The organism is Flavobacteriales bacterium, assembly GCA_019694795.1.
Classification (GTDB): Bacteria; Bacteroidota; Bacteroidia; order Flavobacteriales_D; family UBA2798; genus UBA2798.
This window is the reverse complement of sequence record JAIBBF010000017.1, coordinates 1-26,958: the sequence shown is the minus strand read 5'-3', so window position 1 is coordinate 26,958 and position 26,958 is coordinate 1. Positions and strand designations below refer to the sequence as shown.

Genomic DNA, 26,958 nt, shown 5'->3' with positions numbered 1-26,958 from the left:
ATCCGTGAGAAATTACTTTTCCATATGTCTTTTGCTTTGGTGTTCCGGTTTGGCCGCACAGCAGGTCAATTTCAGGAACTATTCCGTTGGTGAAGGTCTCGCTCAATCGCAGGTGTTTGCCATCATCGAAGATCCCGAAGGATACATTTGGTTCGGTACGCGTGGAGGAGGAATCAGCAAGTTCGATGGCGTCAGTTTTCGTCAGCTCACAACCCGTGATGGTTTAATCAATGATTTTATCTCGTGTTTTATTAAAAATAAAAAAGGAGAAATCATCATTGGAACAGCGGTCGGAATTTCGGTTTACAATGGAAAGAAATTTCAAAATTATCCACTCGAGTATAAATCCAATCCGGTTCCCATCAACGCCATTGCCGAAGATAAAAACGGAATTCTCTGGCTGGCCACCAATAAAGGATTGTACGTATTTAAAAATGGTGAATACACCTGTGTGAGTTGCAAGCATGCCCTCAACCGCGATATGATTTCTTCGGTATTTATCGATGGAAAAAATTCGGTTTGGTATGGCGATGATTTCGGATTAAATCATTTGGATTCTGTGAACCGCTCGCTCGCGGCAACTACTTATCGCCGTAAAGATGGTTTTACCAATGTGCTGGTGCGTAGCATTCGTTCATGGGGAAAATCAGAATTACTGGTGGCGACGTATGGCGGCGGACTCCAACTCTTTTCCGGATCGAAGGCTAGTCCTTCAATACTGAATGAAAATTTCGAAAGCAATATCATTCACGATGTGTTGTACGATAAAAAAGGAAATTGCTGGATTGCCACTTATGATGCAGGAATTTATCGCATTCGGTTAAGCGATTCACTCATCACCCATTTTGGTGTGCAGGAAGGATTGGCCAATGATCATGTGAGTACCTTGTACGAGGACAGTTGGGGAAATATTTGGGTGGGAACAAGTGGAGGAGGAGTATCCCGCTATTCCGGCGAGCAGTTTATTCACTATACGGAGAAAAACGGATTAGCAGGAAATTATATTTTTTCGCTTTGTCACCAGGGTGATTCCGTTTTATGGATGGGAACTTCCGTAAAGGGTGTTTTAAAAATGAATTTGCGAAATGGAGAGATCATCCATTACAATGCCGATTCGGGATTTGTGGATGAAAAAGTAAAATCCATTTTCTGCGATAATAACGGTGTAATATGGTTGGGTTCGGAGGGAAAAGGATTGTGGAGAAAAGATAGCAGCGGATTTAAAAATTTCACCACGCGTGATGGATTAAGCAGTAACTGGATTAAAGATATTTTACGTGACAAAAGCGGTAAATTATGGTTGGCCACTGCAGGAGGAGGAATTACTGTAATTACGAATGAACATCCATTTACAGCACGCAAAATTTCAGAAGGCGATGGTTTAAGTAAAAGCAGGGTGAATTGTTTACATCAGGATCAGAATGGAAGAATTTGGTATGGTACCGAAGGCGGAGGAATTGGCGTAATCAGCGATGAATCCATTAAAAACTATTCGCTCGAAGAAGGATTAAGCAGCGCGATTGTTAGAGGAATGCGTGAGGATAAAAACGGATTTCTCTGGGTGGCTACCGGTGGAGGAGGATTGAGTCGCGTAGATATTTACCGCAGCGCAAAAATTGAACGGTTTACTAAAGATAACGGACTAAGTTCCGACAACCTTTACCTGCTCGAAATCGACGACCAAAATAATCTCTGGGCGGGTTCAGATAATGGAGTGGATCATTTAATTCTCAATGAGAATTCGGAAGTCACCGAAAAAAAACATTATGGAAAGTCAGAAGGATTTCAAGGCATAGAAACATGTCAGAATTCCGTTACCAAAACACGCGATGGTTCGCTTTGGTTTGGCACGATCAACGGATTAACGCGACACGATCCCCGCAGTTCGGAGCGAAATAATTTTGCACCACGCATGCGGTTTACCGGAATCAATCTTTTTTATCAGCCCATTGCCAATACACGCTTTGCAGATCACGTATCGAAATGGGGAGAGATCGACGACGATTTGCAATTGAATTATGATGAAAACCATATTGGTTTCGAATTTATAGGAATCGATCAGCGGAGTCCGGTTTCCGTAAAATACCAATGGAAACTGGATGGGGTCGATGAAGAATGGTCGCCGCTTTCACTTAAGCGTGAGGTCACCTATTCCAATCTTCCTCCCGGCGATTATGTATTTATGGTCCGGGGCATCAATGAAGACGGAGTAGTTTCCACCGAGCCTTTGCAGTATTCATTTTTCATTCATCCACCCTTCTGGCAACAATGGTGGTTTCGATTATTATTGATTTTATTTTTCGTAATAATTATTGCATCTGTCATTATCCTCATTACCCGCCGGTCGCGTTTACGGCATAAAGCACTGCGCGAAAAATTAAAGGTGGAAAAACAAATGGTGGAGCTGGAACAGAAAGCACTGCGTTTGCAAATGAATCCGCATTTTATTTTTCATGCATTGAATTCTATTCAGGGACTCATCACTCAAAAGGATGAAAAGACAGCGCGAAGTTATCTGGCAAAATTTTCCCGCTTAATGCGTTCCATTCTCGAAAATTCAAGAGAACAATTAATTCCCCTCGAAAAAGAAGTAGAAACCCTGCAAGATTATCTCCTGCTCGAACGATTCACCCGCAACGATTCTTTCGATTTCGAAATTATCACGGATGAATCCATCGATACTTCTGAAATCATGATTCCTTCACTCTTACTTCAACCCTTTGTAGAAAATGCACTGATCCATGGTTTCAGCGGACTACAACGAAGGGGACATATTAAAATTGAGTTTCGTCTGCACGGAAAAATTCTTGAATGCATGGTAGAGGATAATGGCATTGGAAGAAAACAGGCGTTCGAAAATAAAATGCAAAAAGATGCACAGCATAAATCCATGGCCTTAATCGTAACACAGGAACGACTGGCACTTCTCAATCAACAAAGCGGCGATATCAAAGATTCCGGTGCCATACAGATCGAGGATTTATTCGATGAAAAAAATCAAGCAGCAGGCACGCGGGTCATTATCAGGATTGCAGTGGATGGAAATTAAAAGGGACCACTGGATGGACCTGCCTTTATTCCTTTTTGTAAACCCACATAACGGATTTTAAATGCATAATCGTTATAGGGTAAATCGGGACCCATCTTCGGGACTCTGATACTCAGATTTCCTCCTGCATCTGTACCAATCACCGCTTCCTGCATTAATCCCCCGCTTCCGCCGGTATAAAACCATTGCACCTGGTAGTAGTGGTGTTTACCAAAGAGGGGACTCATTTTTAATCCGGGAATAACGATGATTTCTTTTTCCAGCGGAATAATTTTTCCGTAATCATCTTTAAAACGATCACTTCCATAATCGATCCACGCAGCGCAAGGTGGAGCGCAACCTAATTCTGCTCCATCTTCCATTTTACAGGGTTTACTTAAATATTTTTTCGCTTTCAGTTCATCCATGCAGGCATTGCTTTCGTTCCACCAAAATGCCGTAGCGTTGTGGGTCCAGCCATAAATACGATCGCCACTTTTATCGCGTAAATAGAAAGTTTCTATTTTCCTTTTTTTGCGTGCAGAAACGGTGAACGACATTTTATCGGATGTTTTTCTTGGAAAATATTCGCGGTCGCTCAAATCCTCATTCTGCCAGAATTTCGATAAGGCTTTTAAGTCGGTATAATAACCATTATCGTGAATACCACGGTCCCACCACCAATGCATACCACAACCAATTCCACCCATAAAGGCGGTCGACCACATATCGTTGTGGTATTGAATTTTAGAACAGCAATAAAGGTTACCATCGTTCGGACCCATTTCCTCCATTAAGCAAGGTTTGGAAAAAGAAGCAAACAATCGATCCATCATTCCCCAGCGTTGAATGAAATTCTCATCTTTTTGTTCTCCGTATTTGTGAACGAAACACATATCCGCAATGGAATAAATATGCTGCTCCATGGCGCGTTCGTCGGGATTGGATGCAAAGCTAACGCCTACTATTTTTTCCGAATAGCCAAGGTCTTTTTGAATGTATGTTTTAAGCCGGGTTATAAATTCATTAAAGGATTTCCGGATCGATTTATCGTTGTGGTATTTCGATTTTCCTTCTGCATTTTTTCCGAATACGTTATCGCCTTCCGAAAATTCGTAAATACTGAATTGTGGCGAATATCCCCATCTGGAAAAAATATATCGGTACCTGCGTTTTAAATAGGTCCATGCCTTTTCAGAAGTAAATACGTCCTCCGAATTTTCAATTTCCAATTGCGTGTGGTAGGGATTTTTTTTCCATTGTACCGGACGATCCAGCCAGCCTTTATCCACTTCCGCTGCATCGTATTCAACATGGTGATTAAACATGATAAAATAAATATCGCGCTCGCTGCATAAATCCACAATTTCATCAAAAGCCATGGCGTAATTCATTCTTCCGGAATAATCCTCCAGATCCAGCCAGTCGATTAAAAAATTTTGAGCTCCAAATTCCATTCTCAAAAAATTACCGCCATTATCGGCCATCTGACGAATCCATTTTTTATGACGTTCATGGCTGATCGGGTCGAGTTGGATGTAGTTGGAATGGGTGATGTTTTCTCCAATGGCAAAAAAACTTTTTTGATCTTCCGAACAAATCAGCTGGCGTTGATTCGGACTCTTTTTCCCGGGTAACTGGAGATGACCTCTGGAGGAAGATGCCTCTACCTGAAAGTTGAAATCAGGAAGTATTTCTTTTACCTCACCTTTTATCATGATTCGCACAGCCATGGCCCACTTTCCGGTTTCATTGGGTGCAAAGCGAATGCGGAATGGAGTAGAGGTACTATCCTTGTTCCATTTATTTTGATTCAAATCGCGTTTATAGGGAACAAAATAAAAGGCGTCGATTTCACGTACTTTTCCGGAGGGAGATAAAAAAGAACAACGAATGGTAATATCTTCCTCTGCATAAGGATTGATACCACCTTTTTTTGTCTTTAGATAATCTTCAATCTGATGCAAGATGGCAGGATCCGGTTTCAAGCCGAATTCAACTTTCTGGTGCTTTAAAACAGTGTAGGTTGATTTAGAAATTGATCCGCTAATCGTGAACAATTTCGATTGTGCATGTAGTTGCAGAAATGAAATGTTCAAAAGCAATAAAAAGATAAAACGCATGCAGGAGTATTTTTTCAAAAATACATAAAGCAAGCTTATCTTCCGTGTAAAGCCGATTTTAAGGATTGAAGAATTTTTGCACCGCTTTCGTCGGAAACAATCACCGATTTTATCTTATTGTTTTCCTTCCAACGAATTCCCACGCTTCCTTTAACGCGATTTTTAATGTGCAATGCTTTATCCATGCACAGCGTTTTTATCTGATCGCGTAAATCCAGGTAGGATAACAAATCAATCGAAGTTGTTTTTTCCTCGCCTCCCGAATACATTCCAGATGAAGAATTTTCGGGTTTTACAGGGATATAATGAATTTGATTTTGTCGCAAATCATAAGCATTTCCGCTTCCGTCGGAAATAAAATATTCCGGATCATTCAATAATTCAATCGTAGAAATAATGAGGTATTCCCCGGTTCTGCTTTGAACCATTTCACTGGAACAATTATCCCATTGTCCGTTTTTTAGTTCACCGATAATGTGAATTTTTTCTCCAACTATTCTGCGGATCACTCCATTGCTGAATAAGGAATTTCCGCAGGGTTGAATAAAGTAGGATTGTTTACCGGTGTTGAAATAATAATCACTGAATTCAGTGATTTTACCTTTTTTATTTTCAAAGGCTTTTAATTCAATTTTCCCGTCCGAAGAAATCGGACCTGTCGTATTGGTGTGCACCATCATTGCTGAAAAGATCAATGGCATGCCGCTCAGACATGCCATTGCCAAAATTTGTTTTAAGAAAATCATTACTGACCGAGATAAGCTTTTAATAATTTACTTCTCGAAGTGTGTTTCAAACGACGAATCGCTTTTTCTTTAATCTGTCGAACACGTTCGCGGGTTAAATCAAAACGTTCTCCGATTTCTTCAAGGGTTAAAGGATGTTCTCCACCCAATCCGAAATAAAGTCGCACCACATCTGCTTCACGGGGAGTGAGGGTAGTGAGCGATCGTTCAATTTCACGACGAAGCGAGTCTTTGATTAATCCACCTTCGGGACTCGGACTGTCTTCTCCAACCAATACATCATACATGCTCGAACTGTCGTCATCGCCTTCCTTTAAAGGAGCGTCCATGGATACATGTCGACCACTATACCGCATCGATTGTTTAACTTCTTCAGGGGTTAATTCCAATACTTCTGCCAATTCATCATCGGTCGGAATACGTTCGTAGGTTTGCTCCAACTTTGCAAATGCTTTGTTGATCTTATTGATCGAACCAATTTTGTTGAGCGGCAAACGAACAATACGCGACTGTTCTGCAAGGGCCTGAAGAATCGATTGACGAATCCACCATACGGCATAAGAAATAAACTTAAATCCGCGGGTCTCATCAAAACGCTGTGCGGCTTTGATCAAACCAAGGTTCCCCTCGTTAATCAAATCCGGCAGGGTCAATCCCTGATTCTGGTACTGCTTGGAAACCGATACTACGAAACGAAGATTCGCTTTGGTCAGTTTTTCCAATGCTTTTTGGTCACCCTCCCTGATACGGCGAGCAAGCTCCACTTCTTCTTCTGCGGTGATTAACTCAACGCGTCCAATCTCCTGGAGATACTTGTCGAGAGACAAAGTCTCACGGTTAGTAACCTGTTTTGTGATTTTTAACTGCCTCATTCTATATGTCTGATTTTAGGCTTTACAGTTTCTAAACGAAAGATTTAGAGCTTTTGTTACACCTAAGACGAAGGAATGAGGGAACGGGATGCAGAAAGTTTTCAACCTCTGTTGAAAGGCTTATGAAAGGCTTATAAATCCTGACGAAATCAGGCTTTGGGAGGCCTTATCCGGTGGATGAAAAAGAGGGAACAGAGGGTTACCCCAATGGCCACGTAACCTACCACGTTGAAACCCTGGATTTTTTTGTCGGGACCCGTACTCATAATGATGCCTGCAATCAAAGCGCCTAGTCCGGCACCCAATTGCTGCATGGCGGAAACAAAGCTCATAAAACTGCCCCGGTGTTGCGGATTTACCGTTTCCGAAATCAGAGCCTGAGCCGGAGAAAATCTTCCACCCGAAAAAGCGAAAAACAAAGTCGTAATTCCAACTGCTACATAAACCGGAACCACACCCAAATGGGTGATGAGAAAAACAGGGAGAGTAGTGAGGAGGACAAACACAATAAATATTTTTTCCTTACCATGTTTATCCGCTAAACGTCCCGCTAAAGGATTCGAGTAAATCGAAATTATTCCACCACAGAGATAAACCCACATCAGGCTTTCTTCGCTGAACTCAACATTGTACTGCAAGTAGGTGGCAACGTTGGGGACAATCATAAAGTGACCAAACATCATGATGATCATCATGAGCAAACCATTGCGCTGATATTTGTTGGTGAAAGCGGTTTTGTAAAGTAAAAAGGGACTTTCTTTTTTCACATTTTGTAAATGTGCCCGCATGGAAGGAAGTACAAAAAAAGCAATGATCCAGATGATAAATGCCAACGATCCGATTACAATGAAAGGCATTTGCCAGTTCCAGTGTTTGGCAATAAAAATTCCAATAGGAACTCCCAATGCAGAAGCCAGTGAAAAAGCGGCCATAATAATCCCCATTGCAGTACCTCTTCGCTCAAAAGGAACCGTATCTGCAACAATGGCTAAAACCTGAGCACCTAAAATTCCGCCGAAAATTCCGGTCAGAATCCGCGCTCCTACCAACAATTCATAATTGGGTGCAAGTGCGCATAAAAAAGTACCGGTGATAAATCCGGAATATGTAAACAACAAGGATGATTTACGATCGAACTTATCTAAAAACAAAGAAGCCACCATACCCGAAGCCCATGCCGAAAGCGTATAGGAAGCCACCACCACACCGAACTGCGAAGTCTCTATCCGGAAAAGCTCCATGATCTGTTTGCCCAGAGGCATCATAATCATAAAATCAATAATGTTGGTGAACTGCAGGCTGGCCAGCATGATCAGTAATACGCGCTCTTTATTCATCGCGACAAATGTAGGTACAAATATTACAGTGCAATGATTTGGGCAGAAATTTTATTCATGTAATCCATAAATAATTTTCATGCATTTTTCTGCTCGTGCTTTCGGAATAAAAGTACATAAGCGATAATGCCCACTGCATATAAACCGGATGTAATGAGGAATATACTCATGTAACTGATGTCGTTTTTTCGCAGGAGTTCAAACATGTAGGCGCTAATAAACCAACTCCCGCTCCAAATACTGGCACTGAGTGCGCTCATCATTTCCTGGTTGCGTTTGCCTACGTAATTCATGGTGACTTCCGAGGTCATTGGTCCTGCCATGTTCATGAGAGGTTGACGAATAGCATAAAAGAAAATCGCCAGATACAATGCCCAGGAATTTCCTTTCCACAATTCGGTAAATGCAAGAGCAATAAGAGAAAGCACGGCGAGCGATTGGGTGAGGGGTACAGCTAAACGATAACCTAAACGATTTTTTATCTGAGGTACGAGCATGGTGCCGGTAACCACTAAACCCAATGCCAGTGCAGCAATCAGTGAAAAACGATCCGAATCGATGCCATGTATATTAAAAAAGAAAAGAGAAATAAACGGAATGGTTAATCCTGCTCCAACGGCAATAATCACAATCGGAATTGATGCTTCAATAATTAGATTCCAGTCGTAATTTTTATTTTTTTCCGAATCCACAGCTTCCGGATCATTCAGTTTTTCGTTTTTGTCCATCATCGCTACAAACAATGCAGCAGCGAATCCGGCAATGGCAAACAGAAAAAGTAAATTCCGTTCATGAAATGAAACGGGATCATAACCATGCAATGCATAAATTAAAATTCCGGAAAATAATCCGGCGATACTCCATGTGGCATGACTCAACGAAATCCCTTCGGTAATGGTGCCCGGACTCGAATTCCGGAGTATGTAAGGAAGTGCTGCAATTTGTATACAGGAAAATCCTATTCCCCAAATGAATTGAGCGCCGTATATGAGGTAGTCGTAATGATGTTCCACCGCATATAAAATAACCAGAGAAGAAATGGGGACTACCAGTGAAGCAAAATAAAACAAGGGACGAATCGGGCGGTTGCGGATGTACAATCCAACCGGTACCGAAAACAATAAAACGGAGAGGAATCGGTACTTGATAAAATCGGCGCCTTTATAATCGGGATAGCCGCTTTTTTGCATGTAGATTAATAAAATCAACATAAAAGCAGCATTGATTAATTGCAGACAACATTCTGCAATGATCAATAGAAAAACAGAGCGGTCGATGTTTTTATACGAAGCAAACCAATTCCGCATTATAATCCGATTTGTTGAACAATTTTTTCAATCGGTAAATGCGGATCCACCAGATGAACATCCGGTAATTTTCTGAACCAGGTCAGTTGACGTTTAGCATAATTCCGGGTATGTTGTTTGATAAGTTCAATGGCTTTTTCTCTCGAAATTTCACCTTCAAAAAAAGAAAACCATTCCGAATAACCTACCGTTTGCAAAGCATTTAAATGTCGATAAGGAAATAAATTCCTCGCTTCATTTTCCATTCCCGCTTCAATCATTTGATCCACCCGTTTATTGATCCGGTCATATAAAACTTCACGCGGAAGATCAGGCATGATGTAGATGCTTCTCCATGGACGATCTTTCGCTTTTCCGCTGCGTAATTCCAATGGCGATTTGCCCGTTACTAAAATAATTTCCAATGCGCGAATTAATCGCTGTGGATTTTGCAGTTCGGCCACCTGATAAAAAGCAGGATCCAATTGCAGTAGTTTTTGTTGCAGGAATTCAATTCCGGCCGACTCATATTCCTGCGTCAGTTTCGAACGAATTTCTTCATCGCGCGAGGGAACATCATCAAAACCTTCGAGTACCGATTGAATATAAAAACCCGTTCCACCGCATAAAATCGCCGTCTTGTTTTTTTGGTGGATCGATGCAATGCAGGCCAAAGCTTCTTCTTCAAAAATGCCGGCATTGTAGGTTTCGTGAATGGAGCGGTGACCAAGTAAATGGTGGGGAACATGCTGCCACTCGGATTCATCCGGACGCGCCGTTCCGATTTTCATTTCGCGAAATACTTGCCGGGAATCCGCAGATACGATTTCGGTCGAAAAAAAAGATGCCAATCGAATACTCAGATCGGTTTTACCGGAAGCGGTGGGACCTAAAACGACCAATAAAATTTTTTCCTGACTCATCGTGTAAAGCTGCAGGCAAATGTAGCACGATTTCCCCTTTCATCCTTCACAACAATTTCAACACGGTGAGATCCGCTTTCCAATTTTTCTTCCTGCAGGTTTAAATGCAGACTTCCCTTTTTAACGTTGTAATGAAGTAAAATCCATTTCCCATCGATAAACGCACTGTATTGTGCAACACCGGATAAATTATCGGCCACTTTCCATTGCAGCTCTTTTAGTGCAGCAGTGTTTTTCCCTTCCGAAATATTTACGGGACTAATCACAGGTGCAACGGTATCCAGCATAACTGCATAACTTCCGAAACTTCGGGTTTTAAAATTTAAATGTCCGTTTTCCCATTTACCGCCTTCCGAACTGATTCTTCCTTTTCCATTGATGTAAACCGCTAAAGCAAATGCACGAAGCGAATCGGCAATACTATCCGTTGGTAATGCAATTTCCATATAATCCTGCATCGGTTTGTTCGGGTCGCCGATTTTGTAGGTGAAGGACAAAGCATTTGTTCTCCGGGCTAATCGTTCTACCACTACACATTGATTTTCATAGATACCGAAAATGGGAATCAAAGCTTCAAAATCCATAAACTTAATCACGTTAGGATGATCCCAGTGAATGGGAAACAATCCGAATTCACCCGATTTGGGTGCCTTACATGGTTCAGCTTTTTCAGTTTTTAATAGGGTGGAATCACTTTCGATGGTGAAATTCAATTGCGATAAATTCCCTTTAATATCTTTCACCACATACTTCATTTTTTTTCGTTCACCGGCTTTAATGGTCACCCAGCCATTGTTCACTTTAACGGGATAAATTTCTAATTGATTATTGCCACTGATAAATGATTTGTGATAACTGCTTTTGTCGTCGCGATGTTCCAGATAATCCATATGCGCATTGATGTAGCGATTGGTGGAAAAGTCGATGCAGGACATTTGTTGTTTCCAGAGTAAACTGTCGTTCATGTATAATTCAACTTCATACACACCGCATAAATTTCCCGAGCCGGTGGTCAGATCAATCGTGTGAATGGCAAATCCGACTTCACCTCTCACTTTTACCACCGAATCTTTCAACTGATAATGACCATTACTTCCTTTTGCTAAAAATGTTTTTTCCTGGCCTTGACCCGAAATCACGCTTTTGTCGGATAAAGGATAGATTTTGATATCATGAATAGTGGGACGAACATCGTCTTTGATGTCAAAACCAAACAACCATGGATTCAAGGCTTTTTCCGTTGCTGTTTCACGAATTTCAAAATGGAGATGGGGTCCACCGCTACTTCCCGAATTACCCGATAAGGCAATGACCTCACCTTTTTTCACCGGAAATTTTCCTTCAGGTAGCGAATCCAGATCAATTTCCTCGGTTTGCAGTTCATATTGCTTATCCTTCACGTATTTCCCAAGTACCGTGTTAAACTGACTCAAATGTGCATATACACTCGTGTAACCGTTGGGGTGATTGATGTACATCACCAGTCCGTACCCATAATGCGATACCCTGATTCGGCTAACGTATCCATCGGCCACGGCATACACTTTCAGGCCTTCCACGCCCTGGGTTTTGATGTCGAGTCCCGTATGAAAATGATTAGCCCTTAATTCCCCGAAGCTACCGGAGAGGTAAAGGGGGATATCGAGCGGAGATCTGAAATAGCCTTTGGGATAGTTTTGTGCATAAACTTGTTGAAACATCATTATGCTGAGGACCATCAACATGCGCTTGCTATATAGAAATCTGGTTTTCATTGGAGAATCGATCTGTTTTTACTGCCCGTCACCAGGGGTGATACAAAAATACCCCAGCATGAATTATGCCTGAATGCCTTGCTGCTTAAGATTTCCACAGGAAAGACCTAAAAAAGTTGGGCTTATTGCTACCCTTTGTTAACTTTGTATCTGCACTCCCGATTAGGAGTTACTAACGATGACAGGATCAGGTGATTTGGGTACTTCGGTTAAAACAAAGGTTGAAAATCTCATCAACCATTGTGAACAACTGAAAGTAACTGCCGGCCAAATGCAGGGCAGGCTTTCCGCATTGGAGTCCGAGCGCGAACAGTTGCAGCAATTTATTCGCCAGCTTCATACCGAACTCGACCAGCGCCAATCCGAAATCGCGCGTTTATCTCAAAATCTGGAAGTGCTAAAAAACGCTGAATCATTGAACCGGTCGGACGAGAAATCGGTCGAGATGAAAACGAAGATCAATGAACTCATGCGGGAAATCGATAACTGTATTACGTTATTGAGCAAGTAAAGGTCACTATGAGCGAAATCTCCATAAAAGTCCAAATCGGTACACGGACCTATCCACTTTCGGTGAATCCGGGAGAAGAGGAATTGATTCGTGCGGCTGCGCAGGAAGTCAACGATAACATTCGTATGCTTCAGGAGAATTACGCAGTAAAAGATATTCAGGATCTTTTAGCCATGACCGCTCTTCAGCTCGCTACACAATTGCGCAATAAAAAGGGGGAGAATGTTCCTGCCGACCAAAGCGAATTGCAGGAGGTGAATCGCATGCTCGATGCTTATCTGGAGCGTCTCTGATTTTCTGCACGTGTTCTGCTTCGAAGGTGAATGATCAGCCTTTGTTGAACTAAAATTTTATATACACAAATGGAACCAGTGAGTTTAATGATTGGTATCGGAGCAGGACTGGTTCTCGGCGGAATTCTGGTGTGGGTTATTCTAAATGGCGTTATGAAAAACAAACGTCAGGAATTAATCCGCGAAGCAGAAAAAGAAGGCGAGAACATCAAGAAAGACAAAATCCTCCAGGCCAAAGAAAAGTTTCTTCAACTCAAAGAAGAACATGAAAAAGCGGTGATCGAGCGCGATCGCAAAATTCAAAGTGCTGAAGACCGAATTAAAAGTAAGGAAAAGGAACTCTCCAGAAAAATGGAAGACGTTACCCGCACCGAAAAGGATATTCTCAATCAGCGCGAGCAATTGAATGCTCAAAACGAAAAAATTAAAAAGCGTCAGGAAGAACTCGATAAAGCACATCAGAAACAAGTATCAGAACTCGAGAAAATTTCCGGTTACAGCAAAGAAGAGGCGAAAGCGCAATTGGTTGAAGCACTCAAAGCTGAAGCACGCACCAATGCAATGGCTCACGTGAAAGAAATCATGGATGAAGCCAAATTAACCGCAAACAAAGAAGCGAAACGTATCGTAATTCAAACCATTCAGCGCGTTGCTACCGAACAAGCAGTAGAAAATGCAGTTTCTGTTTTCAATATCGAAAATGATGAATTGAAAGGAAGAATTATCGGCCGCGAAGGAAGAAATATCCGTGCGCTGGAAGCAGCAACCGGAGTTGAGATTATTGTGGATGATACGCCGGAAGCCATTATCCTATCCTGTTTCGATCCTATTCGCCGCGAAATTGCCCGTTTAGCATTGCACCAATTGGTGAGCGACGGACGAATCCATCCTGCGCGTATTGAGGAAGTGGTGGCTAAAACCAAACACAAACTCGATGAAGAAATAATTGAAATCGGAAAACGTACCACTATCGACCTTGGAATTCATGGTTTACATCCTGAATTAATCCGCATGGTGGGTCGGATGAAGTATCGTTCTTCTTACGGTCAAAATTTATTACAACACAGCCGTGAAGTCGCCAATTTGTGCGCCATTATGGCTTCGGAACTCGGACTCAATCCCAAAATCGCGAAGCGTGCCGGATTACTGCACGATATCGGGAAAGTGCCGGATGAAGAACCGGAATTACCACATGCTATTCTGGGTATGAAACTCGCCGAAAAATTCGGTGAAAAACCGGATGTATGCAACGCTATCGGAGCTCACCATGATGAGGTAGAAATGACCACACTTTACGCCCCCATTGTGCAGGTGTGCGATGCCATCTCAGGTGCTCGTCCTGGCGCACGTCGCGAAATTGTTGAGTCGTACATTAAACGGATTAAAGAACTGGAACAACTTGCGCTTTCCTATAACGGAGTGAGTAGTGCTTACGCAATTCAGGCAGGAAGAGAACTTCGTGTGATTTGCGAAAGTGAAAAGGTGAGCGATACGGATGTAGACAAACTTTCATTCGATATTTCTCAGAAAATTCAAACGGAAATGACCTATCCCGGACAAGTAAAAATTACTGTTATCCGCGAAAAGCGTTCTGTTAACTACGCAAAATAAATTTTCGGTCGTTCATGACTGATTCAAAGAAAATACTCATCACAGGTGGTGCCGGTTTTATCGGTTCAAATCTGGTTGAGTATTTTCTTTTTAAAGGACATTCCGTTCGTGTTCTCGATAACTTCCTCACCGGAAAACCTTCTAATATTGCCGACTTTTATTCGCATCCGCAATTTGAATTAATCACCGGTGATATCCGCGATTATTCCACCTGCGAACGAGCGGTGAAAGGAATGGAGATTGTTCTTCACCAGGCTGCACTTGGTTCGGTGCCCCGTTCCATTAACGATCCGCTTACTACCAACGAAATTAATGTCAGTGGATTTCTCAATGTGTTGCAGTCGGCCCATCGCGAAGGGATTCGTCGTTTTGTTTATGCGGCCAGTTCATCCACCTATGGCGATAGCAAAGAATTACCGAAAGTGGAAGAGAACATCGGAAAACCATTATCGCCCTACGCGGTTACCAAATACGTCAACGAATTATATGCCGGTGTTTTTCATCAGTTGTACGGCATGGAAATAATCGGATTGCGCTATTTTAATGTGTTCGGAAAAAACCAGGATCCAAACGGGGCTTATGCAGCGGCAATTCCGAAATTTATTCAGTTAATGCTCAATAAGCAATCGCCCGAGATTTATGGCGACGGAAATAACTCGCGCGATTTTACCTATATCAAAAACGTAATTCAAGCCAACGAAAAAGCAGCATTTACTTCGGAGTCCAATGCATTCGGTGAAGTGTTTAATGTGGCTTATGGCGAACGTACAACGCTGAATGATTTAATCGGGAATTTAAAAAGCATTTTACAACACTATCAACCCGACGTGGCGCATCTTTCTCCGGTTTATAAATCGGAACGTGTGGGCGAAATTCCACATTCGCTGGCCAGCATTGATAAAGCAAAACAAGTGTTGGGATATGCGCCGGAATATAATTTGGAACGCGGATTACAGGAAGCGGCTGAATTTTATGTTCATCAATGGAAAAATACTACGCTGTAGTTTTCGCTTTATTACACATTAATCCACCAAACCAATTTCACCGCCAGAGCTCTGTTTTTAATGGAGATGTTGTAGGGATTATAGTTTTCGGTGTAAACCAGGTAGAGGTCCGACATCGGACGAAATCTCCATTGTAAACGGGAATTGATATTTACATTTTCTATTTGCGTATTGATCTGCACAAAAGTGGTAAAGAACAAGGATTTTGTAAATGATAAATCCACCCGCGGTGATAACAACAATAACTCAACATCCTTATATCCTTCAGGCATCACAATGTGATCGTATTGGGCCGTTAAACTGAAAATTCCCCAGGGTTGTTTACGGAAATTGATGCTTTCTTCTAAAGTGAATTTTGTACCCGAATAATAAGTACCGTATTCGAGTCCCGAATTAAAACTGAATTTTTTCCGTTTGTTCGAATTGTAATAGAGATAAAAATTATTGAAGGTATAAGCACCCGCAGCCACAGGTGTATTATCGGAAAAGGTGATGTCCTGATCGAAATACAACCACACAAAATTGTTATTCGCTTCTACACCGGCAATGGCAGAGTTTTGAAAATTGACAATGTATTGAAAGGATAACAAACGCTCATTTTGTTTGTAGGTGCCGTCGAAATACTGACTCATGTACACGGCTGGACCATGATTATTAACGATGGCAGATTTCGGATAAAACGAATACGATGCATAGGGTTCTAAACGCAAATACGAACGCTTTTCAATTTCGCCGGTATTCGGATTGTAAAAATCAATGTGCGGTACAAATCCGGTTTCGGCTGCATAATTATTCCCCACGTATTCGTGATTCCATTCAAAGGTGACTTTCGGTGTTTCATAATGCAACCACGAAGCATGCGCAAAGGCATTGTCTTTTTGATCGGGCGAAAAGGAATGATGGAAAAATAATTTTCCCATTAATTTATTATCTACCGTAGCAATGTTCCAGTCGATACCCGCAATACGGTTGTAGTCCGACCAATTCACACTGTTCTTTTCAAATCCCTGCCGGTTCACTAAAATGGCAGATAGATTAGATCTTCCTTTTAATTGGTAAGTGACAGCCGCAACCGAATAATTCTGCGGATTTAATCCCTCCTGCGATCCGCCCTCGGTTTGCATATTCATTACACCAATTCGCCAATCGCGGTTTATTTTTCCGCTTAAACGTGCACCGAATAAAATGGGCACCGCTCTTCCGTTGGAAAGACCAATCCGCCTGGAGAAAAAGGGACGAATCTGTCGGAATCCGAAGCGCTCAAATAAATCGGAATTTTCGAGAAAGAAATTTCTTCGCTCAGGAAAAAACAAACTAAAACGCGAAAGATTGGTAACCTGCCGGTCCACCTCTACCTGGGCGAAATCGGGATTAACAGTGAGATCGAGGTTGAGGGATGAACTCACCGCAATTTTTGCATCCATACCCGCATTGGGTTTCCCTTCCGCTTTATTATTTCCGGAATAATCCTGCGATCCTGTTCCAATGAGATAAGGAATCAGCGAAATATTTGCACCCTTTTTTTCGGGCGATTTTTCCCATTGAAGATTTCCGGTAAAGGCCAATGATGTTGGAGGAAAATTCCGGGGCACGCGCGACCAGACGGAGATTTCGTTTCGCTTTAGGTCGTAGCGACAAAAATTGATTTTCCATTCCAGAACTTTTTCCGGATAACGTAGAGTGTTAAACGGAATAGCCATTTCTACCACCCATTTTCCCTCTTCGGGATACTGCTTTACTTCCGAATACCATTTGTTATCCCAAACCGTAGAAATGCCCATGGAACCGCCATATTGTAAAAGTCCCTCCAATTGCGCACCATGCGGATTTACACCAAAAACAAATCCGTTGGTTTGATCCGAAAAGGGATCGATATACACATAAAATCCATCGCTGAGCGTGGGATCGTAATCGCGTTTAAGCGATTGAATGACGTGTTCACCCGGTAAATCATCATAACAAATGGCCGCAATGTGAAGGTGTTCATCATCGAAACTGACCATCACCTCGGTGCGGGAAACGGCACGTGATGAATCGAAGGGGTATTGTTGGTAAAACTGACTTTGCTTCTCGCTGTTTTGCCAAATGGAATCATTCAGCACACCATCGATTTTAATTTTAGTTCCCGAATGCGTGGCACGGATAGAGCGCTGATTGTTCTCACCCTGTGCATAAGAGGTGAGTACCAAAAGAAATAGCCCTATCGCCTGGAGAAACTTCATGTCGACAAAAATAACAAAGGGAAAATAAGAAATGTTCATTTTTGGATAAGCGGTAAAAAAAAAGCCACTCCGGGGGGAATGGCTTTCTCAATGCGTTGGGAATAATCAGGGTGCCTGATTACCTGCAGATGCAGTGCTGTATTTACCAATGAGGTAATCGTCGTACTGATCGCTGTAATTTCCGATTCTCAGAATCATTGCAGAAGTTTCAGCTTCATCGATACCTGCACATTCGCGAATGACTTTTAACCATACCCAATTGTTGTAAATGGTAAATGCACATCCGAATAACTTATCGTTGATTTCTAAAAGCTCTTTGTATAAATCTTGTGGATTAGAAGTGTTAACTTCCATCACAGGACACATCACCTGGATGTATTCCCGTTGTTCTCTTTCAATATACCATACATCGATCCACACTTTTGCAGATCCTTTAACCAGACTCCATTGTCCGGGATTTTCGCCACGGCAAAGAGCCGGGTCAACACCGAGATTGCGGATGCAATTTTCTACGATGTTGTAGTAGTTTTCAATTGACATAACTAAAATTTTTTTTGGTTGTGGTTGATTGTTAACCCTATAAATGTAAACTAATATCCCACAAAAGCAAAAATCCCGGTCGAAAATTCATCGAACCGGGAATCTATATCGATAGAGGAGAGAGCGTGCTTAGCACACAAAGATCGCGATCATTGTGAAAATCCCAATCACAAGGAAAGCATAGGCGGTTGATTTATCAGTCATGGCTTATCGTTTTAATGTCCATTTGTTCTTAAAACGTAAGCCTGTGTCGAAGGGTTGTGTTGCCTATTTCACCTTTTAAACCCTTGCTTTTATCCATGTTCCTTTTATCGGTAAATTTGAACCGTTGCATCGTAAAAACGACCTTTTTCTGAAAAATCAATCCACTATTGAAACGGTACTTACCGCTGATGGAACGGTGACACTTTATCTGCCGGATAAGGATGAAACCTATCATTCCGTAAACGGAGCACTTACCGAATCGCTGCATGTTTTTATTGATGCGGGATTAAAACCTATTTCCCACCAACAGTCCTCCATTTCTATTTTGGAAATTGGATTTGGTACAGGATTAAATGCATTGCTCAGTTGGCAATTTGCACGCAGTCACCGTGTGAAAATACACTATTGCAGCAGCGAAAAATTTCCATTGAATGAAAGCATTTTTTCCGCACTGCACTATGGTGAAAAAGTAGCAATGGAAGATGAATTTAAACAGCTTCACACCTGCCAATGGAATGAAACGGTGAAACTGGACGAATACTTTTCATTGGAGAAAATGGACCAAGGAATTGAAGAGATAATTGGAATTGAGAATGCAGATCTTGTGTTTTATGATGCATTTGCACCGCGTGTTCAGCCGGAATTATGGACCATTTCTATTTTCGAAAAAATTTATTCTCTAATGAAAACCGGAGGCGTATTGGTAACCTATTGCGCAAAAGGCGAAGTAAAACGCAATTTAAAAACGGCGGGGTTTACAGTGGAAACATTGCCTGGCCCGCCCGGTAAACGGGAAATGACGCGGGCAAGAAAATAAAAAAGGAGGCTGAGCCCCCTTTTCTTTATTGAATTTGAATTTGTTTGTTCGGTTTTTCAATCTGATGTTCCTTTTTCGGCAATAGAATTTGCAGAATTCCATTTTCATATTTACCGCTGATTTTCGATTGTTCAATCAGTTTTTCTGGAATGGAAAAGGAACGTGTAAAGGAATGATAACTGAATTCTTTGCGGGTGAATTTTCCTTTTTCGTCACTCACTTCTTTTTTCTCTTCTTTGTCTGAAGAAATGGTGAGAATGTTGTTTTCAAGCTCCACTTTAAAATCTTCTTTGTTCATTCCCGGAGCTGCAACTTCAATCTGAAATTGATTTTCTGTTTCTGTTATATTCACTGCGGGAATACTTGCACTATAATGCATAGTGCCGGGCCATTTGCTCATCGAGCGTGTAAGTTCATCGTCGAATACGCTCGGAAAAAATGGAAAGCTGTTGTATTTTCTAATCAGGCTCATGGTGATTTTTTTTTAATGTTTAACGTTCAAGAGTTCGCGATCTCTGAAATGGAATTGCGCAAGGGATGTGCCAATAGAAAAAAGCGGAAATATTTACAGGTTCCTCATTCCAAAGAATGAAAAAATGTCTTTATCACTCGGTGGGTTGTGACAATTTTTCCTGATTATAGGAACTGAATGTTGAAATGTAGTTTCGATCCAAAAGGAAAATGACCACAGTAACAATTAAAATACTGATGATTCCGGCCAATCCTAAAAAGTGGGTGTAACGCGGATCGTTATCGTATAAATAAAGTTGCGTAGCATTAACGGTTCCGTTTATGATGGCATGTAACACGGAGGGAATAAGAATACTGCCGCTTTTATGCATCGCATAATTAAACAGGGGAGTCAGGGCCAGACAACCGGCCGTCATAATGAAAATTCCAGAGATGGGTGTTCCCGGAAAATTATGTCCCATAGCCACCAATGGAGCATGCCATAATCCCCAAATGATTCCACTAATGAACGTTGTTTTCCAAAAGCCGAGATGCTGAATGTTCTTAAGTAAAAATCCGCGCCAGCCTAATTCTTCACCAAAGGTGAACACCAGGTTGATGGTGGAACCCGCCATTAATCCCGTGAAAAAGGTAACAATAAACATTCCCCATGCAGGAAAAGGTAAACTAACTGCCGGTGTAGAAGGATCCGCCCCGCTGAGTTCCCACATTTTAATGGATAGAGCAGTATTGCTAAAATCGAGGTGACCAAACCCTTCAATGCAAAATACATTTCCGCCGAGGAATAAAATAAGGAGGTATAAAAGATAGGTACCGGTAACAATCATTGGTGTGAGATACAACCATTCATTGGTGCGCGATTCATAATTCCAGCCGATGGATTTTAACGCTTCTTTTTTACCGAAGGAATGAACAAGGATAGCAGCCGTTGCAGGAGCCCACATGTAATAAACAGCCACCAGAATCTGGGAAGATAATCCGCCGTAGGTTGTCCCCGTTACATATAATAGCCAGGCAATAATCCATGCGAGTCCAAATGCAATAACGATGAATTGTAAAATATCTTTCCGAATCATGAATGCAATATCCGCTATTCGACTATGAATTCAAAATGCAGGACTCCGCACAGCGTTCTCCGTCAATGGCCGCAGAAACGATTCCGCCGGCATATCCGGCCCCTTCTCCGCATGGAAGGAGGTTGATGAGTTGGGGGTGACGAAGACTGTCCTTATCGCGTGGAATGCGAACGGGGGAAGATGTCCTGCTTTCAGGAGCTACCAATACAGCATCATTGGTAAAATAGCCTCTCATTTTATTACCAAACAATTCAAATCCCTGTGCAAGACGTTGCGCTATTCCCTGTGGTAAAACCTGATGTAAATCGGTAGAAACAATACCGGGTTGATAGGAGCATGAGGGCAAATCGGCAGAGATTTTTTTTCTGCTGAAATCAACCATGCGTTGCGCAGGAGCAGTTTGGGTTTTTCCGGCGGTGGACCAGCACATCCGTTCAACACTTTCCTGAAATTTAAGCGCTGCCAATGCACCGAATTTTCGGTAGGGAGCAAGTTCTTCATCGGATACACTCACTACAATTCCGGAATTGGCAAAGGGATTGTTGCGTTTACTGGGCGACCAACCATTGGTGACAATTTCTTCGGGACCCGTAGCGCAGGGGGCAATGATTCCGCCCGGACACATACAAAACGAATATACACCTAAACCTTTCACCTGTTCAACGAGTGAATAGGAGGCAGGAGGTAAATAGGGATTACGGACCTTGCAATGATATTGAATACGGTCAATTAATTCCTGCGGATGTTCTGCGCGCACGCCCAATGCAAATTGTTTTTCTTTGATGAGAATTTTTTTGCGGTCGAGTAAATAAAAAATGTCGCGGGCAGAATGACCCGTAGCCAGAATTAAAAACTTGATATCGTGTTTTTCATTGTTGTTGATTTCGATTTGACGAATCGAATCACCCGAAAAAATAATATCCGTGAGTTTGCTGTTAAAGTGGACTTCCCCTCCGTGTGCCAAAATCGTTTCGCGGATTTTTACAATGATGTTAGGAAGTTTATTCGTACCAATATGCGGATGAGCTTCTGCTAAAATATGTTCGCCTGCACCATGGTGAACCAATAATTGCAGAATACGGTTTACATCACCTCGTTTGGTTGAACGCGTGTACAGTTTTCCGTCGGAGTAGGTTCCTGCACCACCTTCACCAAAACAATAATTCGATTCGGGGTTCACCAAATGCTCTTTGTTAATGGCGGCCAAATCTCTGCGGCGATCTCGCACGTTTTTACCGCGTTCAAATACAATTGGTTTTTTACCTAATTCAATTAAACGCAAAGCCGCAAATAATCCTGCTGGTCCAGCCCCGATAATATGCACCGGTTCTGCATTCGAAACATTTTTCCCTTCAAATACAAAAGGTTTTTCATCCGGAATTTCACCGGGTGAATACACAGTAACTTTTAGTTGAAATTTAACGGTTCTTCCTCGCGCATCCACCGATTTGCGGTCCACATGAAACGATCCGATTTCATGCTGAGGAATTCCATTTTGGCGTACAATGGCACGAAGCAAATGCTCATCATCTTGCGTGTCTTCCGGAAGAACTGAAAGTTGTAAGGTACGTGCCACAGTATTTAACCTTCGAAGGTGAGCGACAATAACCAGGTCTTACTCCGCAGTTTGTCGATTGGAGACGAATACATGGTTCCGTCCTGAATTAAAAGATTGGGAATACCATGCGATAATTTTAATTCAACACCGAATTTAAAATAGGGTAGGAAAAAATCCAGTCCGCCACCTACTTGCCATGCCTGATCAATGTTTTTAATTTTTACAATGGCTTGAGGTCCGCTATTACTTACATTTTTTTGCGATTGCATATCGATGCTGAACTGATAACCACAAACGGCATAAGCAGCGAAATTATTTACGCGGTCGGTTCTTAATTTCAGGTTGAGCGGAAGATTGATGAAGGTAGATTCCACTCTGCGTGTTACGTAATCGTGTTGCAGTTTTCCGTTTTTGTATTTGTAATAATCGTAAAGCAACTTGCGGTCCTGAAACGAAATAGCGGGTATAAAACGAAGAGAAATGTTTTTGCTGAAATTCAATGAGGCGAGCGGACCCAAATCAAATCCGGGTTGTTTTTCGCAGGTGACATTCATCAATGAATCGGATGTGGGAAATACATCGTACAAATCCATATAAAAGTTGGCTGAGTTGTAAGCCAGAATAAAACCAAAGTGATAAGGTTTGTTATCGAAATTCCGCAGGTTGTTTACTTTTTCTTTTTGAGCCCGGATAGAAAAGGGGATAAAAAGAATAAATACAATCAGGATAATTTGTTTCTTCCAAAAATGATGCTCATTCATGCAATTGCGTACCTCCGGATTCAGAAACGAAAAAATCATGACTTTGTTGCTTAAGATTTTTTTCTGCCCGAATAAATAGTGGCAATTCCACCGGATACCGTTCTGGATTTTACATCGGTGTATCCCACTTTGCTTAGGATATCCAGAAAGTCCTGTCCCTCCGGAAATGCCGCAACCGATTCCGGTAAATAGGTATAGGCCGCTTTATCTTTAGATATGGTTCTTCCGATAAAAGGAATAACACGGCGCGAATAAAAATTAAAACTTTGTTTAACGGGAAAACGACGCGGCTTGGAAAATTCCAAAATGATGGCGGTTTTACCGGGACGCAAAACGCGGAGCATTTCGCCTAATCCCTTTTCCAGATTTTCGAAATTACGTACGCCAAATCCAACTGTAATGGCATCAAACGAAGCATCTGCAAATGGAAGATTTTCCGAATCGCCTTCCAGCATTTCAATACGGTCGTCGTAGCCCTTCTTCTTCATTTTTTCACGGCCTTTTTCCAGCATGCCTACGGAAATATCTATGCCGGTCACTTTTTTCGGATTCAGTTTTAAGGCTGCAATGGCAAAATCACCGGTACCGGTGGCAATATCGAGCATTTCTTTTGGTTGTTCTTTACGCAACATACCAATCGCCCTTCTTCTCCAGAGGTGATCGATACCCATGCTGAGGAAATGATTTAAAAAATCATATTTGCCGGATATGTTGTTAAACATTTGAGCAACCTGCTCCTTTTTACCCTGACTCTGATTATACGGCTTAACCTGTGTACCCATGAATTGAAGTGAATTGCAAAATTAACCTTTTCGTGCGATTTAGCTAGGATAAAACAAGCGAAATGCCCTCTTGTTGACTAATGCGTATAATCTTTCGTCAATAAAAAGCGATACGGGAGCAATGCATCTTCTCCGGCATAATCAACCCCGATGCGTGGACCAATAGCAATGGAAGAAGGAGATACACGGATGTTTTCATCCCGGATATAAATCAGCGGACCACAAAGTGAGATGGCATTATGTTGTATTCCAATTCCCAATGCCTGGCTTAAAGTGCCGGGTCCACCGGTGCTGAGTTTTTTCGATTTTCTCCTCCGCATCATTTCCTCCTTACCTTCCAGTGGCTGAATGGCACGAATTAAAATGGCCTGCGGATTGTTTTTTGGACCCGTAACCACATTGAACAGGTGATGAATTCCATAGCAGAGGTACACATATGAAATTCCTCCTTTTTCATACATCGTTGAAGTCCGGGCGGTTTTTCTTCCACCATAGGCATGCGAGGCTTTATCCGAAATTCCGTTATAGGCTTCGGTTTCTGAAATAATACCCGAAGTAATTTTCCCATCGATTCGGGTAACCAGCACCTTGCCTAAAAGTTGTTGTGCCAGATCCACCACGTTTTCGTCAATAAAAAAATCGCTGCTCAGTTTCATGTTTTAAATATACGAAGCGTACACATTGCTTAAATTTACGGAATGAAAAATTGGACCACCAGGGTGATGGACCTAATCCGGAACTTTTTCCATCGCAGACGAATGATCCGCTGGAGTATTTACCTGGGTATAATCGTGATCTTATTCTTGCTGCGTTTTCCCATTATGCGCGGAATGGCATCTTGTTTAATTTCTGCAGATGAACCGGAAAAAGTGGATTATTGTTTCATTATGGGAGGAGGTTCATTGGAGCGGGGTAAGCATGCTTTAAAAATGTATAAAGAAGGATTTGCCAGCTATTTTGTTTGCACCGGAGAAAATGTGCCTTCTATTTTGGAGGCGGTGGGGACGAAAATGACCGAGGCAGAGGCCACGGCTTTTTACCTGGAAAAAGAAGGTATTCCAAAGGAGAATATTATTGTGATTAATCAATCCACTTCTACACTCGAAGAAGCGAAAGTGATTCATCGTTTTTGTGAGGAACACGGATTAAAAAAAATCATGTTATTGTCATCGCTCTACCACACATCCCGTATGCGATCGGTATTCGATAATGAGTTGGAAGATTCGGGAATTGAATATTGTTTGGTGGGTGCTCCAAGCATTAAATACAAGGAATACGAATGGTGGAAAACGGAAGAAGGATTAATTGCCTTTAACAATGAATGGATGAAAAAAATCTATTACTGGTTCCACTAATCAGCGTAACATTTTTCGCACAAAGGCTACCACGAAATAGGCCATCATAAATACACCTGCAAATCCTTCCACGCAGGCAATCCACCGTAATAAACCATAAGGGAAGTAGTCGCCATAACCAATGGTGAAGAAAGTAACGGCACTAAAATAAAATGAAATGATAGTCTGACTGAGCGGCTCCGGAGTGCTGAGTCCCGTTTGTATTTCTCCCCAGCCGGTATAGGGAACCAGGGCGTAAATAGCGGTGAAAAATAAATACACAACGAGCATGCTGCTTAATACACGGATGGGAGAGGTAGCGTACAATCCCATTTTATCGAAAAGCAGTTTTTGTAATTGAGTAGAAAAAATGATCATCCACTTTTGCGATGGATGTTTACGAATGCGTTCGGCTTTGGAATGCATTAATTCAAAACGTTTGAATTCAACGTAGGCGGCATCTTCGTCGTTATACTGACCACTCGCATTAAAGTCTTCCTTCAGCATGCGGAACTGTTCTGCTTTTTCGAGCGCGCTGCTGTCGGCCTGACTCGTTATTAAATGATAAACACTATTCTCTTCCCAATCAATAAAAATCTTACCCAGATTACGGGCTCCGACTAATAAAAGTGTACTGATTTCAACCTTCGAAAATCCGGGTTTTAAATCGATAATGTCTTTGATAATCGTATTGGAAAGATCCAGAATTTCACAACGGTCAACACGCAAATCCAGGTAGTTATTTAACTGGCAATTCCGAAAAGAAATCCCTTTTACCTGTGCTTTAAAAAAATTGATTTTTCCACCGGCAAATTCGGCGTTTTCAAAATTCAGTTCTTCGTCGAAATGACAAAGTTCAAACGATACATTCGCATTTCCGAAAATGGCTTTTTTAAACGATTTCCGTCCTTTACCGCCTTCACTTTCTTCAAATGAAATTTCTCCGTCGCCAAAATAAGTCCGCGTAAATTCCAGTTTTCCCTCGCCAAATTCCACTCTCCTGAAATCGATTTTTTTTCCACCGAAATTGGCTTTGTCAAAACTGATATCTCCCTTTCCAAATCGCGCAAAGTGGAAATCGACATTCCCCAGTCCGAAATCTGCATTCTTAAAGTTGACTTTCCCTTCTCCAAATGAGGTATTCACAAAAGAAACATCTCCATCCCCAAAAACGGTATTTTCAAAACTGATGTTGCCTTTCCCAAATGAAGTAAACTGGAAATTCACGTTTTCCATTCCGAAATTCACATTCGAGAAATCGACATCTATATCGTGAAATTTCGATTTATAGAAGGAAACTGCTCCATTGGCAAAGTGGGTGTTCACAAAATCCGCCGAAACACCATCAAATTCGGCATGCGAAAAATCGCTGATGTCCTCGCTGTCGAAAAAGGTATTGATGGCAGAAAACGATTTAATGTGCACCACATCCAGCTTACCGATATCGAAGCGGGAGCGGTAGTCGTTAAGCGAGAAATTTTTTACGTAACAATTGCTGAGATCCAAAATTCCCTCGTCGTGCAGCGTTTGATAGAGCAGATTGGTGTCGGCTACTCCGTATTTTTCAGTATCAATAATTTTCTGATTGCGATTCAGAAAATGAACTATTGCGGTTTGCTTATACTGAAATTCGCCGGAAACAAAAGCCTGATCCGTAATTTCAATCGTAAAAGAGTGATATATCCTTGCCATCGTATCGATTACC

General features: G+C 41.9%; 23 protein-coding genes. 7 read left to right on the top strand and 16 right to left on the bottom strand.

The genetic code is table 11. The features are described 5' to 3' along the window. Nucleotides 1-49: 49 nt before the first annotated feature. Nucleotides 50-3,049 (top strand): histidine kinase, encoded by a 3,000-nt coding sequence (locus K1X56_07335; protein MBX7094514.1) that lies wholly within the window; start codon nucleotides 50-52, stop codon nucleotides 3,047-3,049. Here K1X56_07335 and K1X56_07330 read toward each other — a convergent pair. The 7 genes from K1X56_07330 to K1X56_07300 form a co-directional block, all read right to left on the bottom strand. Beyond that, nucleotides 3,046-5,151, bottom strand: a complete 2,106-nt coding sequence (locus K1X56_07330; protein ID MBX7094513.1) for a DUF5060 domain-containing protein — start codon at nucleotides 5,149-5,151, stop codon at nucleotides 3,046-3,048. The two genes, K1X56_07335 and K1X56_07330, sit on opposite strands and share 4 nt — an antisense overlap. A gap of 35 nt (nucleotides 5,152-5,186) precedes the next feature. Further along, complete coding sequence (locus tag K1X56_07325) at nucleotides 5,187-5,870, bottom strand: hypothetical protein (GenBank protein MBX7094512.1); 684 nt, start codon at nucleotides 5,868-5,870, stop codon at nucleotides 5,187-5,189. 26 nt (nucleotides 5,871-5,896) lie between these two features. Next, nucleotides 5,897-6,769, bottom strand: a complete 873-nt coding sequence (locus K1X56_07320; GenBank protein ID MBX7094511.1) for an RNA polymerase sigma factor RpoD/SigA — start codon at nucleotides 6,767-6,769, stop codon at nucleotides 5,897-5,899. 149 nt (nucleotides 6,770-6,918) lie between these two features. Further along, the gene (locus K1X56_07315) at nucleotides 6,919-8,106 is read right to left on the bottom strand and encodes an MFS transporter (protein ID MBX7094510.1); all 1,188 of its coding nucleotides are present in this window, start codon (nucleotides 8,104-8,106) and stop codon (nucleotides 6,919-6,921) included. A 77-nt stretch (nucleotides 8,107-8,183) separates the two neighbouring features. Next, nucleotides 8,184-9,413, bottom strand: a complete 1,230-nt coding sequence (locus tag K1X56_07310) for an MFS transporter (protein MBX7094509.1) — start codon at nucleotides 9,411-9,413, stop codon at nucleotides 8,184-8,186. Then, complete coding sequence (gene miaA / locus K1X56_07305) at nucleotides 9,413-10,315, bottom strand: tRNA (adenosine(37)-N6)-dimethylallyltransferase MiaA (protein MBX7094508.1); 903 nt, start codon at nucleotides 10,313-10,315, stop codon at nucleotides 9,413-9,415. The genes K1X56_07310 and miaA overlap by 1 nt, the downstream gene beginning before the upstream one ends. Continuing rightward, nucleotides 10,312-12,069, bottom strand: coding sequence for a M23 family metallopeptidase (locus K1X56_07300; GenBank protein ID MBX7094507.1), 1,758 nt, complete (start codon nucleotides 12,067-12,069; stop codon nucleotides 10,312-10,314). The genes miaA and K1X56_07300 overlap by 4 nt, the downstream gene beginning before the upstream one ends. Nucleotides 12,070-12,247: 178 nt before the next feature. Here K1X56_07300 and K1X56_07295 point away from each other — a divergent pair, with 178 nt between their 5' ends. The 4 genes from K1X56_07295 to K1X56_07280 all read left to right on the top strand — a co-directional run bounded on the left by K1X56_07295 (nucleotide 12,248) and on the right by K1X56_07280 (nucleotide 15,488). Continuing rightward, nucleotides 12,248-12,580: a hypothetical protein gene (locus tag K1X56_07295; GenBank protein MBX7094506.1), complete on the top strand. Its 333-nt coding sequence runs from the start codon at nucleotides 12,248-12,250 to the stop codon at nucleotides 12,578-12,580. Nucleotides 12,581-12,588: 8 nt separating this feature from the next. Next, nucleotides 12,589-12,873: a cell division protein ZapA gene (locus K1X56_07290; GenBank protein ID MBX7094505.1), complete on the top strand. Its 285-nt coding sequence runs from the start codon at nucleotides 12,589-12,591 to the stop codon at nucleotides 12,871-12,873. A gap of 69 nt (nucleotides 12,874-12,942) precedes the next feature. Then, nucleotides 12,943-14,484, top strand: a complete 1,542-nt coding sequence (gene rny, locus K1X56_07285; GenBank protein MBX7094504.1) for a ribonuclease Y — start codon at nucleotides 12,943-12,945, stop codon at nucleotides 14,482-14,484. Nucleotides 14,485-14,498: 14 nt separating this feature from the next. Next, entirely contained in the window at nucleotides 14,499-15,488 is a 990-nt protein-coding gene (locus K1X56_07280) for an SDR family oxidoreductase (GenBank protein ID MBX7094503.1), read from the top strand. 11 nt (nucleotides 15,489-15,499) lie between these two features. On the opposite strand, the gene K1X56_07275 is transcribed toward K1X56_07280, so the two are convergent. Both K1X56_07275 and K1X56_07270 read right to left on the bottom strand, forming a co-directional pair. After that, the gene (locus K1X56_07275) at nucleotides 15,500-17,710 is read right to left on the bottom strand and encodes a carbohydrate binding family 9 domain-containing protein (protein MBX7094502.1); all 2,211 of its coding nucleotides are present in this window, start codon (nucleotides 17,708-17,710) and stop codon (nucleotides 15,500-15,502) included. Nucleotides 17,711-17,815: 105 nt separating this feature from the next. Next, the gene (locus tag K1X56_07270; GenBank protein ID MBX7094501.1) at nucleotides 17,816-18,250 is read right to left on the bottom strand and encodes a YbjN domain-containing protein; all 435 of its coding nucleotides are present in this window, start codon (nucleotides 18,248-18,250) and stop codon (nucleotides 17,816-17,818) included. Between the two features lie 352 nt (nucleotides 18,251-18,602). Between K1X56_07270 and mnmD the strand changes: the two genes are divergently transcribed. Next, nucleotides 18,603-19,271 (top strand): tRNA (5-methylaminomethyl-2-thiouridine)(34)-methyltransferase MnmD, encoded by a 669-nt coding sequence (gene mnmD, locus K1X56_07265; protein MBX7094500.1) that lies wholly within the window; start codon nucleotides 18,603-18,605, stop codon nucleotides 19,269-19,271. 25 nt (nucleotides 19,272-19,296) lie between these two features. On the opposite strand, the gene K1X56_07260 is transcribed toward mnmD, so the two are convergent. The 6 genes from K1X56_07260 to K1X56_07235 form a co-directional block, all read right to left on the bottom strand. Further along, a complete protein-coding gene (locus K1X56_07260) occupies nucleotides 19,297-19,743 on the bottom strand; it encodes an Hsp20/alpha crystallin family protein (GenBank protein ID MBX7094499.1) in 447 nt (148 codons plus the stop codon). A 133-nt stretch (nucleotides 19,744-19,876) separates the two neighbouring features. Then, nucleotides 19,877-20,818 (bottom strand): CPBP family intramembrane metalloprotease, encoded by a 942-nt coding sequence (locus K1X56_07255; GenBank protein ID MBX7094498.1) that lies wholly within the window; start codon nucleotides 20,816-20,818, stop codon nucleotides 19,877-19,879. 22 nt (nucleotides 20,819-20,840) lie between these two features. Beyond that, a complete protein-coding gene (locus tag K1X56_07250; GenBank protein ID MBX7094497.1) occupies nucleotides 20,841-22,394 on the bottom strand; it encodes an FAD-binding protein in 1,554 nt (517 codons plus the stop codon). Nucleotides 22,395-22,399: 5 nt separating this feature from the next. Beyond that, on the bottom strand, nucleotides 22,400-23,176 hold the full coding sequence (locus K1X56_07245; protein ID MBX7094496.1) for an outer membrane beta-barrel protein: 777 nt from the start codon (nucleotides 23,174-23,176) through the stop codon (nucleotides 22,400-22,402). Nucleotides 23,177-23,187: 11 nt separating this feature from the next. Next, nucleotides 23,188-23,919, bottom strand: coding sequence for a bifunctional demethylmenaquinone methyltransferase/2-methoxy-6-polyprenyl-1,4-benzoquinol methylase UbiE (ubiE, locus tag K1X56_07240; GenBank protein ID MBX7094495.1), 732 nt, complete (start codon nucleotides 23,917-23,919; stop codon nucleotides 23,188-23,190). A 77-nt stretch (nucleotides 23,920-23,996) separates the two neighbouring features. Further along, nucleotides 23,997-24,575: a DNA-3-methyladenine glycosylase gene (locus K1X56_07235; GenBank protein ID MBX7094494.1), complete on the bottom strand. Its 579-nt coding sequence runs from the start codon at nucleotides 24,573-24,575 to the stop codon at nucleotides 23,997-23,999. A gap of 42 nt (nucleotides 24,576-24,617) precedes the next feature. Here K1X56_07235 and K1X56_07230 point away from each other — a divergent pair, with 42 nt between their 5' ends. After that, nucleotides 24,618-25,274 carry a YdcF family protein gene (locus tag K1X56_07230; protein ID MBX7094493.1) on the top strand — a complete coding sequence of 219 codons (657 nt, stop codon included), beginning with the start codon at nucleotides 24,618-24,620 and terminating at the stop codon, nucleotides 25,272-25,274. Here the strand turns inward: K1X56_07230 and K1X56_07225 are convergent. Further along, on the bottom strand, nucleotides 25,275-26,958 hold a 1,684-nt coding region (locus K1X56_07225; GenBank protein ID MBX7094492.1), incomplete at its 5' end, for a potassium channel family protein.

What these genes read in the sequence shown, in the direction of transcription:
- K1X56_07330 (MBX7094513.1), bottom strand. Translation starts at nt 5,151, where the DNA reads ATGCGTTTTATCTTTTTATTGCTTTTGAACATTTCATTTCTGCAACTA.
- K1X56_07325 (MBX7094512.1), bottom strand. Translation starts at nt 5,870, where the DNA reads ATGGCATGTCTGAGCGGCATGCCATTGATCTTTTCAGCAATGATGGTG.
- K1X56_07320 (MBX7094511.1), bottom strand. Translation starts at nt 6,769, where the DNA reads ATGAGGCAGTTAAAAATCACAAAACAGGTTACTAACCGTGAGACTTTG.
- K1X56_07315 (MBX7094510.1), bottom strand. Translation starts at nt 8,106, where the DNA reads ATGAATAAAGAGCGCGTATTACTGATCATGCTGGCCAGCCTGCAGTTC.
- K1X56_07310 (MBX7094509.1), bottom strand. Translation starts at nt 9,413, where the DNA reads ATGCGGAATTGGTTTGCTTCGTATAAAAACATCGACCGCTCTGTTTTT.
- miaA (MBX7094508.1), bottom strand. Translation starts at nt 10,315, where the DNA reads ATGAGTCAGGAAAAAATTTTATTGGTCGTTTTAGGTCCCACCGCTTCC.
- K1X56_07300 (MBX7094507.1), bottom strand. Translation starts at nt 12,069, where the DNA reads ATGAAAACCAGATTTCTATATAGCAAGCGCATGTTGATGGTCCTCAGC.
- K1X56_07295 (MBX7094506.1), top strand. Translation starts at nt 12,248, where the DNA reads ATGACAGGATCAGGTGATTTGGGTACTTCGGTTAAAACAAAGGTTGAA.
- K1X56_07290 (MBX7094505.1), top strand. Translation starts at nt 12,589, where the DNA reads ATGAGCGAAATCTCCATAAAAGTCCAAATCGGTACACGGACCTATCCA.
- rny (MBX7094504.1), top strand. Translation starts at nt 12,943, where the DNA reads ATGGAACCAGTGAGTTTAATGATTGGTATCGGAGCAGGACTGGTTCTC.
- K1X56_07280 (MBX7094503.1), top strand. Translation starts at nt 14,499, where the DNA reads ATGACTGATTCAAAGAAAATACTCATCACAGGTGGTGCCGGTTTTATC.
- K1X56_07275 (MBX7094502.1), bottom strand. Translation starts at nt 17,710, where the DNA reads ATGAAGTTTCTCCAGGCGATAGGGCTATTTCTTTTGGTACTCACCTCT.
- K1X56_07270 (MBX7094501.1), bottom strand. Translation starts at nt 18,250, where the DNA reads ATGTCAATTGAAAACTACTACAACATCGTAGAAAATTGCATCCGCAAT.
- K1X56_07260 (MBX7094499.1), bottom strand. Translation starts at nt 19,743, where the DNA reads ATGAGCCTGATTAGAAAATACAACAGCTTTCCATTTTTTCCGAGCGTA.
- K1X56_07255 (MBX7094498.1), bottom strand. Translation starts at nt 20,818, where the DNA reads ATGATTCGGAAAGATATTTTACAATTCATCGTTATTGCATTTGGACTC.
- K1X56_07245 (MBX7094496.1), bottom strand. Translation starts at nt 23,176, where the DNA reads ATGATTTTTTCGTTTCTGAATCCGGAGGTACGCAATTGCATGAATGAG.
- ubiE (MBX7094495.1), bottom strand. Translation starts at nt 23,919, where the DNA reads ATGGGTACACAGGTTAAGCCGTATAATCAGAGTCAGGGTAAAAAGGAG.
- K1X56_07235 (MBX7094494.1), bottom strand. Translation starts at nt 24,575, where the DNA reads ATGAAACTGAGCAGCGATTTTTTTATTGACGAAAACGTGGTGGATCTG.
- K1X56_07230 (MBX7094493.1), top strand. Translation starts at nt 24,618, where the DNA reads ATGAAAAATTGGACCACCAGGGTGATGGACCTAATCCGGAACTTTTTC.